The organism is Nonomuraea recticatena (assembly GCF_039533245.1).
Lineage (GTDB): Bacteria > Actinomycetota > Actinomycetes > Streptosporangiales > Streptosporangiaceae > Nonomuraea > Nonomuraea roseola.
This window is the reverse complement of the sequence record NZ_BAAATE010000034.1, coordinates 1-13,896: the sequence shown is the minus strand read 5'-3', so window position 1 is coordinate 13,896 and position 13,896 is coordinate 1. Positions and strand designations below refer to the sequence as shown.

The 13,896-nt window shown below is 68.5% G+C and carries 18 protein-coding genes; 9 read left to right on the top strand and 9 right to left on the bottom strand.

The features are described 5' to 3' along the window. Positions 1-3 precede the first annotated feature (3 nt). From ABFX50_RS40895 to ABFX50_RS40885, 3 genes are all read right to left on the bottom strand, one after another. The gene (locus ABFX50_RS40895) at positions 4-1,197 is read right to left on the bottom strand and encodes a restriction endonuclease subunit S (protein WP_346154416.1); all 1,194 of its coding nucleotides are present in this window, start codon (positions 1,195-1,197) and stop codon (positions 4-6) included. Continuing rightward, positions 1,190-2,764 (bottom strand): type I restriction-modification system subunit M, encoded by a 1,575-nt coding sequence (locus tag ABFX50_RS40890; protein ID WP_346154415.1) that lies wholly within the window; start codon positions 2,762-2,764, stop codon positions 1,190-1,192. The genes ABFX50_RS40895 and ABFX50_RS40890 overlap by 8 nt, the downstream gene beginning before the upstream one ends. A 386-nt stretch (positions 2,765-3,150) precedes the next feature. Then, positions 3,151-4,053 (bottom strand): hypothetical protein, encoded by a 903-nt coding sequence (locus ABFX50_RS40885; RefSeq protein WP_346154414.1) that lies wholly within the window; start codon positions 4,051-4,053, stop codon positions 3,151-3,153. Positions 4,054-4,334: 281 nt separating this feature from the next. Here ABFX50_RS40885 and ABFX50_RS40880 point away from each other — a divergent pair, with 281 nt between their 5' ends. From ABFX50_RS40880 to ABFX50_RS40845, 8 genes are all read left to right on the top strand, one after another. Continuing rightward, a complete protein-coding gene (locus ABFX50_RS40880) occupies positions 4,335-4,619 on the top strand; it encodes a hypothetical protein (RefSeq protein ID WP_346154412.1) in 285 nt (94 codons plus the stop codon). Between the two features lie 86 nt (positions 4,620-4,705). Further along, on the top strand, positions 4,706-4,966 hold the full coding sequence (locus ABFX50_RS40875) for a hypothetical protein (protein ID WP_346154410.1): 261 nt from the start codon (positions 4,706-4,708) through the stop codon (positions 4,964-4,966). Positions 4,967-5,117: 151 nt separating this feature from the next. After that, the gene (locus tag ABFX50_RS40870; protein WP_346154408.1) at positions 5,118-5,801 is read left to right on the top strand and encodes a hypothetical protein; all 684 of its coding nucleotides are present in this window, start codon (positions 5,118-5,120) and stop codon (positions 5,799-5,801) included. 68 nt (positions 5,802-5,869) lie between these two features. Next, complete coding sequence (locus tag ABFX50_RS40865; protein WP_346154406.1) at positions 5,870-6,130, top strand: hypothetical protein; 261 nt, start codon at positions 5,870-5,872, stop codon at positions 6,128-6,130. Positions 6,131-6,132: 2 nt separating this feature from the next. Then, positions 6,133-6,552, top strand: coding sequence for a hypothetical protein (locus ABFX50_RS40860; RefSeq protein ID WP_346154404.1), 420 nt, complete (start codon positions 6,133-6,135; stop codon positions 6,550-6,552). Between the two features lie 141 nt (positions 6,553-6,693). Continuing rightward, a complete protein-coding gene (locus ABFX50_RS40855; RefSeq protein ID WP_346154402.1) occupies positions 6,694-7,485 on the top strand; it encodes a peptidoglycan recognition protein family protein in 792 nt (263 codons plus the stop codon). A gap of 42 nt (positions 7,486-7,527) precedes the next feature. Next, the gene (locus tag ABFX50_RS40850) at positions 7,528-7,773 is read left to right on the top strand and encodes a peptidoglycan-binding domain-containing protein (protein WP_346154400.1); all 246 of its coding nucleotides are present in this window, start codon (positions 7,528-7,530) and stop codon (positions 7,771-7,773) included. Then, a complete protein-coding gene (locus ABFX50_RS40845) occupies positions 7,770-8,054 on the top strand; it encodes a hypothetical protein (RefSeq protein WP_346154398.1) in 285 nt (94 codons plus the stop codon). The genes ABFX50_RS40850 and ABFX50_RS40845 overlap by 4 nt, the downstream gene beginning before the upstream one ends. A 55-nt stretch (positions 8,055-8,109) precedes the next feature. On the opposite strand, the gene ABFX50_RS40840 is transcribed toward ABFX50_RS40845, so the two are convergent. The 6 genes from ABFX50_RS40840 to ABFX50_RS40815 all read right to left on the bottom strand — a co-directional run bounded on the left by ABFX50_RS40840 (position 8,110) and on the right by ABFX50_RS40815 (position 11,947). Next, positions 8,110-8,325, bottom strand: coding sequence for a hypothetical protein (locus ABFX50_RS40840; protein ID WP_346154396.1), 216 nt, complete (start codon positions 8,323-8,325; stop codon positions 8,110-8,112). Positions 8,326-8,813: 488 nt separating this feature from the next. Next, positions 8,814-9,008, bottom strand: a complete 195-nt coding sequence (locus ABFX50_RS40835) for a hypothetical protein (RefSeq protein WP_346154395.1) — start codon at positions 9,006-9,008, stop codon at positions 8,814-8,816. Between the two features lie 268 nt (positions 9,009-9,276). After that, positions 9,277-9,822 carry a hypothetical protein gene (locus ABFX50_RS40830; RefSeq protein ID WP_346154393.1) on the bottom strand — a complete coding sequence of 182 codons (546 nt, stop codon included), beginning with the start codon at positions 9,820-9,822 and terminating at the stop codon, positions 9,277-9,279. Between the two features lie 5 nt (positions 9,823-9,827). After that, positions 9,828-10,910: an MAB_1171c family putative transporter gene (locus ABFX50_RS40825; protein ID WP_346154391.1), complete on the bottom strand. Its 1,083-nt coding sequence runs from the start codon at positions 10,908-10,910 to the stop codon at positions 9,828-9,830. 8 nt (positions 10,911-10,918) lie between these two features. Beyond that, positions 10,919-11,290: a hypothetical protein gene (locus ABFX50_RS40820; RefSeq protein WP_192781514.1), complete on the bottom strand. Its 372-nt coding sequence runs from the start codon at positions 11,288-11,290 to the stop codon at positions 10,919-10,921. 237 nt (positions 11,291-11,527) lie between these two features. Next, entirely contained in the window at positions 11,528-11,947 is a 420-nt protein-coding gene (locus ABFX50_RS40815; protein ID WP_346154390.1) for a helix-turn-helix domain-containing protein, read from the bottom strand. A 347-nt stretch (positions 11,948-12,294) separates the two neighbouring features. Between ABFX50_RS40815 and ABFX50_RS40810 the strand changes: the two genes are divergently transcribed. After that, positions 12,295-13,836 carry a hypothetical protein gene (locus tag ABFX50_RS40810; protein WP_346154388.1) on the top strand — a complete coding sequence of 514 codons (1,542 nt, stop codon included), beginning with the start codon at positions 12,295-12,297 and terminating at the stop codon, positions 13,834-13,836. Positions 13,837-13,896 lie beyond the last annotated feature (60 nt).

Here is a 13,896-nt window from a genome sequence, read left to right as displayed (position 1 = left end):
GGCTCAGCCCTCCAACTCGGCGGGCTCGATGTCGATGGTGCGGTCCAGCAGCCCCGCCAGCAGCCCCGCCCGGACTTCACGGAGACGGGCGGCCTCCCCGCGGGTCGCCTTCAACGCAGACTCCATCGCGTCAAGTTCCACCGCCATCTCGCGTTGGCGGTCGATTGACGGTAAGCGCACAGCCATGCCCTTCGCCCGCTTGGCGCTGATGTGCTTGATGTTGGTGCCACCCGCGACGTCGAGGAAGGCCCTGGACTCGTAGGCCCACATGCACCAGTGGAAGACGAACTCAGGAATGCAGACCCCTTCCAGCGCCCGGAGACGGAGCAGGGTCATCTGGGTGCAGACAGGCCCTGGCAGCTCGTCTCGCCACATGGCGGGCATCCCGACCGCATTCGCGCTTGCGCTGCCCTCGGACACCACGACGTCGCCGTAATGGAGGCCGAACTTCTTGCGCTCCACTGGGTCGTAGTTCATCTCCAGCACGTCGGACAGGTCGAGCGTCCCGTAGCCGACGTTCGCGGAACGGAGGTAGGGCGTCATATACGGGCCGGTCGCCCTGTCGGGTGTCCGGCGCACGCCGGTGGAGAAGTCGAAGGCATGCTCGGCCCTCACGGCTTCAACCGAGTCGTCGGTGACGAGGTCGGCTCGTCGGCGACGCAGAACCGCTGTCAGCGCCCCCGCCTCGGCGTCGAGTGCGGTGATCTGGTCATCGACCGCGCCGATCACCTCGACGATTCGCTCCTGTGTCGGCAGCGGAGGCAAAACGAACGGGATGGCACAGAACGAGGCGTCAGAGATTGTCTTGCGGCGCAAGACCGTTCCCGAGGCACGGTTGTGCATCTCGTCCCAGAACACTGGCGTCTGGAAGTACAGCCCCAGGAACTCCGGGAGAGCTCTCTGGTCCACCTCGTAGGTGATGAACACACCGGAGACGTGGGTGCCGTCATGCTCCGCCCGCGCGACGCCTGCAGGGGCCTCGAACGCCGTGATCGTGCGGAGCACGACGTCGTTCTCTCGCACCGTGTTCAGCGTCGTGTACTTCGAGACACCGCCGACGAATGCCTCCTTCTCACCGAGGCCGCGCCCGTACATCTGAACACTGACTGCGGGGTAGGCGACGCCATCCTCCACGGCCACCTTGCGGCGCACACGGGTCAGCAGATCACCGAGGGCAATCTGCTGCCAGTCACTCATCGAAGCCCTCGATCCCTGCGGCGGAGAGGAGAGCGAGCATGCGCTGTTCGGTCTTCTGGCGCTCTGCTCGGGCGATGTTGTAGGCGGCGATGAGGGTGCCGAGGTCTTCCTGCTCGGCGACAGCCTGCTTGATGTAGCGGCCGATGTTGAGGTCGTACCCGTTCGCCGCGATCTCCGTGGTGGGGACGAATCGCGCCGAGAGTCCGCCTTCCCCGTCGGGGTCCACAGGGTTGCCGTCAGCGTCGAATTTCGAGTGGTAGGCGGTCACGACGTCGGCGATGTCGGCGTCGGTGATGATGTTGCGATTCTTGGCCTTGGTGAACCGCTTGGAGGCGTCGATGACCAGCACGCCGCCCTGCCGCTCCGGGGCCTTGGTGCCGGGTGCACGGAACACCAGGATCGCCGTGGGGATGCTGGTGTTGTAGAAGAGGTTGGCAGGCAGGCCGATGACCGCTTCGAGCAGGTCATCGTCCAGGACGCGCTGGCGGATAGCTGCTTCCTGGCCGCCACGGAAGAGGACGCCGTGCGGCAGGACGACGCCGGCGCGCCCCTTCTTCGGGCCCATGCTGGCGATCATATGCTGCACGAACGCCCAGTCAGCCGACGACTGCGGGGCAACACCACCGAGGGCGCGCGGGTCATTGCTCCAGGGCTTCCACTTCAGGCTGTAGGGCGGGTTGGCGACGATCACATCGAACTGCGCGACGGACCCGTCCGGCTTCTTGAAGCGCGGGTCCTTCAGGGTGTCGCCGACCTCGACCTTGAACTGGGTGAGGTTGTGCATGAAGAGGTTCATGCGGGCCACACCCGCGGTGTCCAGTACGGCCTCCTGCCCGTACAGGCTGAGTGTGTAGCCACGCCCGCCGCGGGCCTTCAGAAGGTTCGCGGAGGCGATGAGCATGCCGCCCGACCCACAGGTCGGGTCGTACACCGACTCGAAGCCCTTGGGGTCCAGGACCTCGACGATCAGCTCGACGACCTCGCGCGGGGTGAAGAACTGGCCGGCTCGGGTACCGGACCCGTCGGAGAACCGCTTCAGCAGGTACTCGTACGCCCCACCGAGAACGTCGTGGGACATGTTGCCCTCGTGCATCTTCGGGGTGCGGTCCATCGCCTGCATGACCGCCGCCAACACCTCCCCCGACAGCACCTCTTCGGAGGTCCAGGTCATGGACCCGAACAGGCGGGAGAACTTGTCAGGGTTGGCCGTCTCGATGGCCTGCAGGGAGGCGCGGACGCGCTGGCCGAGGCCGGGCTGGGTGATGGTGGCGAGGATGGACGTCCAGGAGGCGCGACGCTGCTGGACGGTACCGGGGTGGATGAACGGGATCTCGAACGACTGGTAGTCGCGGTACTCGATCTCGTGGGCTTCCTCGGCGGACAGGTCGTCCAGGCCCTCGTTGTCGGCCAGGAACTCCTCGTGCTGGTGCTCCCAGGTGTCCGACAGGTACTTCCAGAACATCAGCGGGAAGACGACGGAGGAGTATTGCGCTTCGGGCATCGCCACGCGCAGCTCGTCGGCGGCATCCCACAACCGGTTCTCGATCTCTTGCTGGGTCACTGCCATCAGTCGGGGGGTGTCCTTGCTCGTCAAAAGGGGGCGACCCGAAGGCCGTGGTGTTGCTGCTGGTCACCCAATTTCGGGCGTGCCCTACAGGGTGAACACACGACGCGGCGTCGTACTCCCTGTGCGGGCGACCCACCAACGATATCCCTCCCCAGGATCACGGAATTCGGCAAACGGCCCAAACAGTCCACCCGCCCAGCAGTGGCCAGACGCCCCCGCAGGTTGATCTTCTTCAATCCGGGTTGTCTTCGACGGCTCCCCCGCGCTGTCTCCGCCCACCCACTTGGCCCTCCACCCGGGTCGTACCAGGGCAAAGTAGTGCGGGCATGCGACGCGAGGCGCGTGAGGGTGCCCCGGCTCTGGAGCCGGGGCCACCCGAGGGGGTGTTACTCCTTGTCGCCGTGGCGTCCAGCCGGGCGGCGGGCCACCAGCAGCGCGACCACCAGGGCGGTGATGCCCACGATGGGCAGAACCACGTTCCCGATCGCGCTGAACGCCGCACCCGTGCCGCTCGCGTCACCGACCGTCCGCATCGCGATCGGGTCGACCGACGCGCCCGCCGACGCGGTCGGCGAGGTGCTCGCCACGGGCGCGATCACCGGCTCCATGCTCACCTCCGTGTCCGGCACGGCGGTCGGGGCGGCCACCACCGGTGCGGGGGCGGGGGGAGCGACCACGACGGCGGGAGCGGGCGCGGTGGCCGTCACGGTGATCGTGGGCACCGGCTGAGCCTTGACGGGCTTGACGGTCGGGGTGGCCGTCGCCTTGCCCGTGTTGGTCTTCTTGAGCGGAATCCGGGTGACGACCACGGTCGGCGTGCGGGTCGCGCTGGCCGAGGGGGTCGGGGTGTCGCTCGCGGTCGGGATGGCCGACGCGGTGGGGGACGGCTCGGGGGCCGAGCTGGTCGCCGTGGGCGTGGGGGAGGGCGGCGCGGTTGCCGTGAAGGTCACCGAGTCGATCTCGGCACCCTTCCCAGCGGCGAGGGTGAGCGTGTAGCTGCCCGCCGTGGTGGGCGTGTAGGTGCCCGCGAGGCTGGTCGGCTGGCACGTCGGGTCGGCGGGCGCGGTGGCCACGGTGACCTTGCCGCCGCTCGGCGGGGTGATGGTGACGCGGGCGTCGCAGACGTTGGCCACGTCGGCGGTCACGGTGATGGCCGTGCCCGCCTTGACGGTGTCGCCGCCGCTGGGGGAGGTGATGGTGCCGTTGTCGCCCGCGTGGGCGGTGGCGGGGGTGAGCAGCGCCGCGAGGGCGACGATGCCCGTGAGGGCGTAGGCCCTGATGGAGACCATGGTGGTCCTTCCTGGGTTGGTGTGGTCGGGGGGACCGCAACCCCCCGACTCACACCTAAAACTGTAGGGCATGTTTACTTACATGGCAACCGGGGGATCTCCGAATCCAAACGGCGCGCCGCGTGGACATGTCTCCGCAGGTCAGCGGACTGATATCGGCGCGACCGCGCCCTCTCAAGGGAAGTTTCCCCCTGGATAGACGCGATAGTAAACATGCCCTACACTTTTAAGTGTGCGACAGGGGGGTTGCGGTCCCCCAGCCCAACCACCAGGAGGACACCATGCTCACCCTCGCCAAGTCGCCGGCCGCCCCCGTCGCCCCCACGGTCGCCGCTATCCTCACCGGCCACGCCGCCCAGCTCGCCGCCGACCTGCTCGCCGACCTCGGATGGGTCGAGGCCGCCGTCGCCATGGACGGCGAACTCCTGCTCCTGATCGACGAGGCCATCGCCACCGGTGAGATCCGCCTCTGCGAGGTGTGCCACGCCAGGGTCACCGCCGACACGGTGTCTCACAGCTACAGCGGCGAGGTCATCGCCGTCTGTGAGGACTGCGGCACCCATTAGCCGCAAACGCACGGGGCGGGCAGCATGCGGGCCGCCCGCCCCGCGCACCACAAGCCCCAGGAATCCCCTCCAGCAAGGACCCCCCGGTGACACTCGCCATGCCCCAGACCCCCACCCTCCCGACACGCGTGCGCCGCTGCGAGCCCCCGTTCACGCCCCACGCCGACCCTGCCTGCCCGACCTGCGGCCTACGCCACCCGACCCTCCACGAGAACCTCGACGGGAGCGCCTACACCGGCTGCTGCCAGGCCGACCCCGTCGCGTTCGTCTGCGCCGAGGCGGGAGTGAACGTCTACCTCAGCCCCGAGGGCGACGAGCCGGAGATCTGCCCCCACTGCCCCGAATAACCCTCGCGCCCGCGCCGCTCGTGAGCGGCGCGGGCAGGGATGAAGAGCCCCATCCACTTGCCAAGAAAGTAAACAACCCATACAGTTTAAAGTGTTATATGGAGGGGTTGCGGTCCCCTCCGCCACCACCAACCAGCCCCAGGAGGCCCCCATGACCAGCACCCTCAACAAGATCGCCGCCGCCGTCTCCAACGGCCGCGAATACCAGGCCAAGGCCGAAGTCGTCCCCATGGTCGCCGCCCGCTACCCCATGCTGGCCAAGTACCTCCGCGACGCCCGCGACGCCTACCTCACCGGCGCAACCCTCGCCGGACTCCCCACCGGCCACGAACTGCCCGAAATCAAGGAGCTCGGCCGCATCGCCCGCGCCTGGCTCGACTACCTCACCGACACCAGCATCGTGGCCACCGCCATCGCCGCCGGATTCCCCGCCCACCTCACCCCCATGGTGTCGGTCAGCAGCCTGCGCGCCTGGCTCACCACCCCCGCCTACGGCGACAACAACCCCCGCTTCACCCACATCCTCGACACCGCCCGCACCCGCTACGCCGACGCCTACCCCGACCTGGCTGGCTGCGCGGACTGCGGAGCCCAGGAGAGCGAGGACTGCCACCCCTTCTGCTCTACACAGCAGCCCGACGACGCGCCCATCATCGGCGAACTCGTCCGCGCCGACGACCTGCCCGACTCCTGGCGGTTCGCCAACGTCGTCCAGCTGGAGGGCCTGGCCCGCCACCGGGCGCGCATGAACACCCTGCACGTCCTGGAGATCACCAGCGGCAAGACGAACGCGCCCACCGCCACCGACTTCGTCGACACCATGCGCCGCCTCTGAACCACCCCACCCCCGCCCACACCGGGCGGGGGCCCACACCCCCTCCCAAACTCATCCGAAAGACCACCATGAGCACCCCCGAGATCGTCATCCCCACACGCGTCCACGAGATCAGCGAGCGGCGCGCCTACCCCACCGTGGTCATCGACCAGTGGGACGCCCTGAAGTGCGCCCGGCCGTGCAACAACACCCCCGAGGGCTCCGGCTTCGAGTACGCCCCCAACGAGCCCACGATCACCCTGCCCCCCGGCACCAACCGGGACGGCATCTACATGTGCTGCTCCTGCAGGACCGTCATCGACATCAAGCGCACACGGATCGGAGCCTGACCATGACCACCATCACCCGCTTCGCCCCACTCCGCCCCTACGAGCGCGGCGGCTGGCAGTGCAGTCACACCACCCCCACCGCATGCACCAGCGACTCGGTCATCGCCGCCGTCAACGAGACCACACCCGCAGGGCCTTGGCGGTACGGCCTGTGCGCCCCGCACGCCGCCGCACTCGGATGCCCCGCCGACCTGCTCCCCGCCCAGCCGCCCGCCGTCGCGGAGGCCGCCCCCGCGCCGGGGGAAGGAGGCGGCAAGTGGGTGCTCATCACCGCCAACCCGGCCGGGCACCATGAGGTGATCGGCCACGTCTACACCGTGAAGGGTCTCGCCGAGCTGGAGACCCTCGCCCGCGAGCGCGGCCTCACCATCCTGGGGACCGCCCCCCTCACCTCCAAGGCCGACCTCGCCGCCAAGCGATAGCCGCCCCAGAGAAGCCCCCAAGCGCCCGCCCTGCACGGCGGGCGCTCGCCGCGTTCACGGCCCCGAGAAACGGCCGAGGCGACGTAAACGCCGGAACCCGGCATCCTCCCCACCGACCTGGAGCGGCACGGGAGGGACAGCATGGCCATCGACCTGATCACCCGCAGAGACTGGAACGCCCGCCGCCCCGCAGGCGCCTACACCCCGATCAACTCCACCCGAGGCGTCAAAGTCCACTACACAGGCGGAGTCGTCCCCGCCTCGATCGTCCAGGACCACGCCGTGTGCGTCCGCCTCGTCCAGGGCTTCCAGAAGCACCACATGGACGGCAACGGCTGGATGGACTTCGCCTACAGCCTGGCCGCCTGCCCCCACCGCAAGGTGTTCGAGGGGCGCGGACCCCACAAGCTGACGGCCGCCAACGGCGCCGGCCTCAACAGCCAGCACTACAGCGTGCTCGCCCTCGTCGGCTCCTCCGGCTTCACCCGCCCCAACAACGGCGTCATGCACGGCATCCGCGACGCGATCGACTACCTGCGCCAGCACGGCCGCGCTGGAGGCGAGATCCGCGGCCACCGCGACGGCTTCTCCACCACCTGTCCGGGACAGCCGCTCTACGACTGGATCAAGGACGGAGCGCCGCGCCCAGGGGGAGAGCCGGCAGGCAACAGCGGCGGTCAGTCCAAGCCCACCAAGCCCGCGGGTAAGCCCGGCGCCTGGCCCGGCCGCTACCTCGCATACAAGCCCGACGCCCTCATGCGCGGCCAGGACGTCGCCGACTGGCAGCGCATGCTCAAGCGGAAGGGCTACACCGTCGAAGTCGACGGCGTCTTCGGCAAGATGACCCGCGCCGCCACCATCGTCCTCCAGCGAGCAACTGGCGAAGTCCCTGACGGGATCGTCGGCCCCAACACCTGGCGTATCTGCTCCTAATCCCCTTCGCGCCTTCAACCCACGATGGGAGAACCCTCCACAATGGCCACCAGCGCCCCCGCCACCTGGTCGCGGACCCTCGTCTACGTCAAGAGCAGGCAGGTCATGCGCGGCCCTGACGTCGCAGCCTGGCAGGCCCGCCTGCGCGAGCTCGGCTACCAGGTCGCCGTCGACGGCCGGTACGAGCCCACCACGGCGGAGGCCACACGCCGATTCCAGGCAGACCGCGGGCTGCTCGTCACCGGCACCGTCGACAAAACCACTGCGCGAACGGCGGGAGAACTGTGACCGGCTGGATCATCGCCGTCGTCTACGCGAGCGGGTACATCATCACTGCGCGCAAAGCCACCGTGATGCTCCTCGACGACCTGGTCGAGCACGACGACCGTGTCGGAGATTTCGTGGTCAAGGTCATCGGCTTCTTGCTCGGCTTAGTGTGGCCGCTCGCGCTGCTCGTCGTCCTCGTCACGGGAAGCCTGCCCAAGACGGACAAGCAGATCCGCGCCGAGCTGGCCGCCCGTGACGCCCGGATCGCCGAGCTCGAACGAGAGCTCGGAATCCGGGCGTGACATTCCGTTTGGTGGCCCGCCCCCCACTCGGGAGAGCGGGCCACCAGCCACGGGTTCAGAGCTTGAGCGCCTTCAGGATCCCCGGCAGGAACATGGGATCGGCTCCCAGCTGGATCAGTCCGACCACGATGACGATCGCGACGGCACCCTTCACCAGGATGCCAAGGGCCCTGGACGAGATCTTGATTCCCTCATCGGACTCGTCAGGACCCCGTCCAGATGGGCCGGGGGGCGGCTCTGTTGCCATGTTGACCTCCAGGAACTCAGGCATGGGCAGATGGCGCCGGGCCTGAAGGTCGTTGCGACGCGTCCCTGAACCTGGGTACGCTGCACGAGAGGGATGTACAGGTGCTTTAAATGTCAGGGCCAGACCCGGCGTAGAGCACCGAAGGGGCTCGAGCCGCGCCAACGGTTCGGGCCTTTCTTCGATTAGGCAATCGTAGCGATGCCCGTCGACAGATCCAGCTGCTCGAATTCGACCCTGTTCTACGGCTTCGGTGAAGGCGGCAGTCAGGGAAGCTTCTCTCCAGGTCCTTATGCAGCTCCATGGTCTCGGCGATGCGTGACAAGGCGGCCCACCAGGGAAGAGTTCCTTATCCTCTCCTTGTTCCCGTAGGTGGGGATCGCCCCGGCCCTGCCGAGCACGCGCAGCACGTGATGTACGTCACACTTACGCGTTCGGGCGTGTCGCTCCCAGACCTGAGCGACAAGTGCGCTATGAATCTGTAGGCAACAGCGGCTTGATGGCGCCGTCGATCGCTACTTGGCCGTCAGCAGCGATACCAGGAGCGTCGGGTCGATCCCCTGCTCGACGAGGTACACCGTCAACGCCACGCGCAGGAGGTAGCGGATCATGAGGAAGATCGAGGACACTGCCTCGGCGATGGCCACCGTGACGGCCGGGTCCTGCCGACGCTCGACGGGCGCGGACCTGTCCTGAGAGTTGCTGCTCACCTTGACCCCTTTCTGGGGTACTCGAGGGGAGCTGGCCCGTCTTAGCACGCGGGAACCGCGTGCTCGCGCACTGCGCGAGTCTGCCCATACAGCGGGGTCCAGGTGAGCGTCGAAATGCATGTACGGCCAGGGCCTCGACGAGCTCAGCCATGGTCGTGAGCACGGCCCCCGACCGCCCGAATTCGGGCGGCCTCGACCTGCTCGATATCCACGATACAGAAGATCAGCCCGCGGATAGTAGCCTCCAAGATCATCGAGTTGGAGGTGCTCAGAAGAGGACCGCGAGCGTCGCCGCCGTGGCCGCCGCCCCCGCCACACTCCCCGCTACGACCTGGCCCACCGTGTGATCGTTGATCGTTACCCGCGACCAGCCGATCGCGGCCACCACCAGCCCGCCGACCACCCACACCGGTACGGCCGGGAGCACCGCGGCGAGCATCACCACGGAGCCGGCCGCGACCGCCGTGTGGAAACTGATCTTCCACACCAGGGTGATCGGGCCGACCACCGCCAGCGTCGCCAGCATGATCGCCACACACGCCACCATCACACTGGGGGCACCCAGCACGGCCAGGAGCACGAGCGCGGCCACCACCAGGGCCACGATGACAGCCACCAGCTTCGGCCGCTCCGACCTGGTGGTGATATGCCGATTCCCGAACCGGCCCGACTTCACCCCGAGAGCGATCACCCCCGCGGGGACGCCGCCGCACAGGGCGGCCGCGAGAGCACCCCAGCCGAGCCCCGACCAGCCCGACGAGACCCCGCCCACCGCGAGCGGCAACCCGATCACCAGATGCGCGGGTGCGAACACCTCCGTCACCGCACGCGCTGCGCGGCTCTCTCCAGCTTGAACTGTGCCGCCACCGCGCGCAGCCATACCGTCTCCTTCTCCACATCACCGGCGAAATCGGGCCCAGGGATCTTCCCAGAAGGAACACCCGGGGCGCGACCCGCACGGGCGACGGCCAGCGCCTCGGCGACCCACGCGGCCACCTCGCGCGGCTCCTCTGTGGCCGGCGGCGCCTCGACGGAGGTGAGAGACAGCATGCCGTCGCGGATTTCGAGGACGCGCCGTACCCGGCGAGCGCCGAGGGTGCCCTTCATACCGAGCGAGATGCCGGGGTACTGGTCGACGAGTGCCTGCCATAGGGGCCGCAGCTCCGACAGATCGCGGGCAAGCCGCATGCGAGCCTTCAGCGCCCGGTAGGCCGGGATGGAGGTTCCCGCCGTGATACCGACGATGCACAGCAGGAAGGTCGTCCGGCCCAGCACAGACCACTCCCGCCACGTGGTGTCCGGGTTGATCAGGTGGGCGACGTTCACCACCATCACCTGGCCACGGTTGATGACCCCGGCCGCCATGCCCATCGTGGACAGGGCCAGGCCGACGCGCAGGAGCGGTGGCGCGACCCGCAGGAACCGGGCGAACATCACCCCGGCCGCGGCGAGGCAGATGATGAGCCAGCCGTCGAACACGGCAAGGTAGGCGCGGCCCGCGGTCGACGTGCCGCCGGCGGGGGCGTGGGCGCCGTCCACCCAGTAGATTCGGCCGCCTCGCAGGATGAACATGGTGGTCAGGACGCTGATCACAATGAGGGCGGTGGGCCAGATCCAGCGGGCGCGAGAGGGAAGGTCGCGGCGGGTGATGACCTCCACGTAGGCGAGGAGGCAGGTCGCGGATGCGAGGCCGGTGATGTGGCGGGCCAGGGTGGCCACCTCCATGCCGGTCGTCGCGTCGAGCCAGGCCACGATCGGGGCAGCGGTGAACACCCTGGATAAGGCCAGGGCCGTGAACGCCGCCCACAGCATCCTCTGAGAGTAGGAGGTCATGGCCGGGCGGATTCGGGAGATCGCGGCGCCCCACAGCAGGATGAGCGCGATCCAATCGACAAGGGTCATTCGGGAGGTTACCTCTCGTATCCGAATGTGCGGCTCAGCATCCGCAGACCCTCGTCGTCACCGTCGTCTCGGCGTTCGCTCGCCCGCACCAGCAGCAGCGTGGCCAGTTTCTCGGCTTCCCGCTCCTCGAGCGTGTCGTATCGGGCGCGCGCCTTGAACCGCCGCGCCTCGAAGGCTTCAACGATGGGCTCTACCAGGATTCGCAGGGCGCGTTCGGCGTCGCCGCCGACGTCGCCGTGGCCGAGCAGCATGTGGGCGATCTCGTGTAACAGGATGTTGGTCAGCAGGACCCCGGCCGCGCCGGGCGCGTAGAACAGGTGGTCAGCCTTCCTGGTGGCGAACCACAGCCCGGTCACCGCCCCGGATGCCTCGGCGGGCATCCGGTGGACGTGGAGCGGCCGTCCTCGCGAGCGACGGATTCGCCGGAGAAACTCGGCCAGCGTGAACGGCTGGGGGATAGGCGCAGCCTCACAGGCGGCAACCAGGTCAGGGGAGGGCACGCAAGATGACCTTTCCGGGGCAGGGCCCGGACAGACTACCCGCCCTTCCAGTCAGGTTCGTGTCAGAGGTTGGGGCAGGGCCCGGACAGACTACCCGCCCTTCCAGTCAGGTTCGTGTCAGAGGTTCTCGAAATCGTCTTCCTCGTCAAGGGATTCGGCCGCGCGCATCGCCTCCACCATCTGCGCAACCGCAGACAGCGACAGCGGTGACAAGCCGTTCATCCTCTGCGCGATGTTCGTCACGCCGAGTTCCTCCAGGCCCCGCCGTACGTCCTCACGCTGCTGCCGTTCGCCCTCGTCGTCCTCCGTCTCTGGGACTGGGTCCCGGCCGGTCAGCCAGTCGATGCTCGTGCCGAGCAGATCGGCTAGCGCCTGCAGGTGCTCCAGCGACGGGTTGGTCTTGTCGCCCTTGCGCAGTTGCCCAATGTAGGCGTGCGTGATCGACGCTCCGCGTCGACGTAACTCCCGAGCTGCGCCGCGATCGGAATACCCCCTTTCCTGCAACGCCTCTGCCAGCCTCTCGGCCAGAGTCGCCACCCTTGAGCCTCCCTTCGGATACCGCTATGCGTCCATTTGGGAGCCAAGAGTACACACCAGGTGCAACCTGGTTCCCAGCAGTTGACAGAAGTCCCAGCAAACCACAAGGATCATGGACTCCAAGGTGGCAACCGACGTATGCCACCGTGCTTCCCCGTGTACCCCGACAGTTCACGCATGTCCGGAGCTACCTGTTGATCGAGGATCTCTCCCCCGAAAGTCGCGAGCTGTTCCTGAAGCTTTCGGCTGATCTGTATGAGGAAGCGCTCGAGCAAATCCAGAACGAGCCTCAGCCGAACGAGGGTCTCGCCTTCTACGAAGTCATCCGCCAAGCGGAAGACCGCGAGATGGAGGAGCACAACTCGCGGATGCTGGTCTACCGGCACCTGAAGGACCTCGCGGTCTACCGGATGGCCAAGGTGCAGCGGATGCCGTTCGACCGTATCGGCGTCCGCGTGAAGAAGTCCCGCAGCTGGGCCCACGAGCACACCATGCCCGCCGAGCACGTCAACAACATCATCCAGATGTACGCCGCGGCCGAAGAGCAGCACCGCACGGCGTTTCTCGACCAGCCGGTCGCGGAGTACGCGCGCGACCCGAGCGGGAACGTCCTCGACTTCGCCCCCGCAGCTCAAGACGCGCGAAGGGCCCACTATTCTGCGGCCCGCCTGTCCATCGTCTTCCGGCGCCTTCGCACATGGCTCGCCGGGACGGCTGCCGCCGCCATCCCCGCCTACGTCGCGGTGCGCGCCGTCGTCGACAGCTACACCACGGCCGTGCAGACCGCGCTCATGAGCAACGGCGCCCTCATGCCCCTGCCTGGCATGGAATCGCTGGGTGGCGTCGGCGTGACTAGCTTCGGAGCCGCCTCGGCCGGGAGCGGAAGCGCGCATGCCGCGGGCCCCGTCGCCACGGCGGTCGGGAAGTTCATGAGCGGCGCCGTCATCACCGTCCAGGCAGCCACCGGTGTCTCAGCACCAGCCGCGACCGTCGCCATCGCCACGGTGGGCGCGGGTGCCGGCGCGCCTGCCGTGCTGGCCGTTGAGGACGCCGTGGGCCAGGCGGCCAAGCCCCTCGTCATGGCGCTCGGCTGGCAGGACAAGACCGCCCCGGCAGGCGAACCGTCCTCACACACGCCGATCGAGGACGACCTGCCACCGGCCGGACCCCCGGCGCTGTCGTACCCCACCGCGGACCCCACCGCGACTGGTGGGTTCCCCGCCGAGCCGGACGCGTCATCCCTGCCGAGCACGCCTTCCCCCATCGCCGCCACCCCCCAGCCGACGCAGACGGTCCCGACCGCATCGGCGACCCGGCTGTCGTCGCCCACCACGGCGCCCACGACGACCTCGACCGTCACCACGAAGCCGGTTCCCACCGCGACCAGCGTGGCGCTGCCGACCACGCAGCCGACGCCGCAGCCGACCACGCCGCAGGAGACTCCGACGAGCGCCCCTACGAAGGAGCCGACGCCGGCCCCCTCAGACCAGCCCACGAGCCTGCCGACGCAAGACCCGAAGCCCATCCCGAGCGAGCAGCCGCCTCAGCCGACTAGCGAGCCGACTTCCGAGCCGCCCGACAAGCCTGTGCCGCCGCCCACGCCGAGCAGCGAGCCCACCTCTGCCCCGACCCCGACCCCGACCCCGACCTCAACCGGCGAGCCGACCCCGACCACGACCCCCACAAGCGAGCCGAACCCGAGCTCGGAGCCGACCGGCGAGCCTTCACCGGAACCCACCAGCCGCCCGACCCAGCCCGACCCTGTCGACGACGGCGCCTCGGGCGGGACGCCTCCCGACAGCGAATCCCAGCCGCTGGGGCTCCTGGACTCGCCGCTCGGTGGAGACGCACCGGCCTCCGGGGAGGATCGGACCGGATTTTGGCGCTAGAGAGACGATCTTGAGATTGGCTGGTGCTCCTTGTGTGGTCGGCGGGACGCTCGATTCTTT

Bases quoted from the DNA above. Each gene is read 5' to 3' on its own strand.
- ABFX50_RS40895 (WP_346154416.1), bottom strand. From the start codon at position 1,197: ATGAGTGACTGGCAGCAGATTGCCCTCGGTGATCTGCTGACCCGTGTG.
- ABFX50_RS40810 (WP_346154388.1), top strand. From the start codon at position 12,295: ATGGAGGAGCACAACTCGCGGATGCTGGTCTACCGGCACCTGAAGGAC.
- ABFX50_RS40840 (WP_346154396.1), bottom strand. From the start codon at position 8,325: ATGCCTGAGTTCCTGGAGGTCAACATGGCAACAGAGCCGCCCCCCGGC.
- ABFX50_RS40865 (WP_346154406.1), top strand. From the start codon at position 5,870: ATGAGCACCCCCGAGATCGTCATCCCCACACGCGTCCACGAGATCAGC.
- ABFX50_RS40860 (WP_346154404.1), top strand. From the start codon at position 6,133: ATGACCACCATCACCCGCTTCGCCCCACTCCGCCCCTACGAGCGCGGC.
- ABFX50_RS40850 (WP_346154400.1), top strand. From the start codon at position 7,528: ATGGCCACCAGCGCCCCCGCCACCTGGTCGCGGACCCTCGTCTACGTC.
- ABFX50_RS40820 (WP_192781514.1), bottom strand. From the start codon at position 11,290: ATGCCCGCCGAGGCATCCGGGGCGGTGACCGGGCTGTGGTTCGCCACC.
- ABFX50_RS40870 (WP_346154408.1), top strand. From the start codon at position 5,118: ATGACCAGCACCCTCAACAAGATCGCCGCCGCCGTCTCCAACGGCCGC.
- ABFX50_RS40885 (WP_346154414.1), bottom strand. From the start codon at position 4,053: ATGGTCTCCATCAGGGCCTACGCCCTCACGGGCATCGTCGCCCTCGCG.
- ABFX50_RS40855 (WP_346154402.1), top strand. From the start codon at position 6,694: ATGGCCATCGACCTGATCACCCGCAGAGACTGGAACGCCCGCCGCCCC.
- ABFX50_RS40880 (WP_346154412.1), top strand. From the start codon at position 4,335: ATGCTCACCCTCGCCAAGTCGCCGGCCGCCCCCGTCGCCCCCACGGTC.
- ABFX50_RS40890 (WP_346154415.1), bottom strand. From the start codon at position 2,764: ATGGCAGTGACCCAGCAAGAGATCGAGAACCGGTTGTGGGATGCCGCC.
- ABFX50_RS40825 (WP_346154391.1), bottom strand. From the start codon at position 10,910: ATGACCCTTGTCGATTGGATCGCGCTCATCCTGCTGTGGGGCGCCGCG.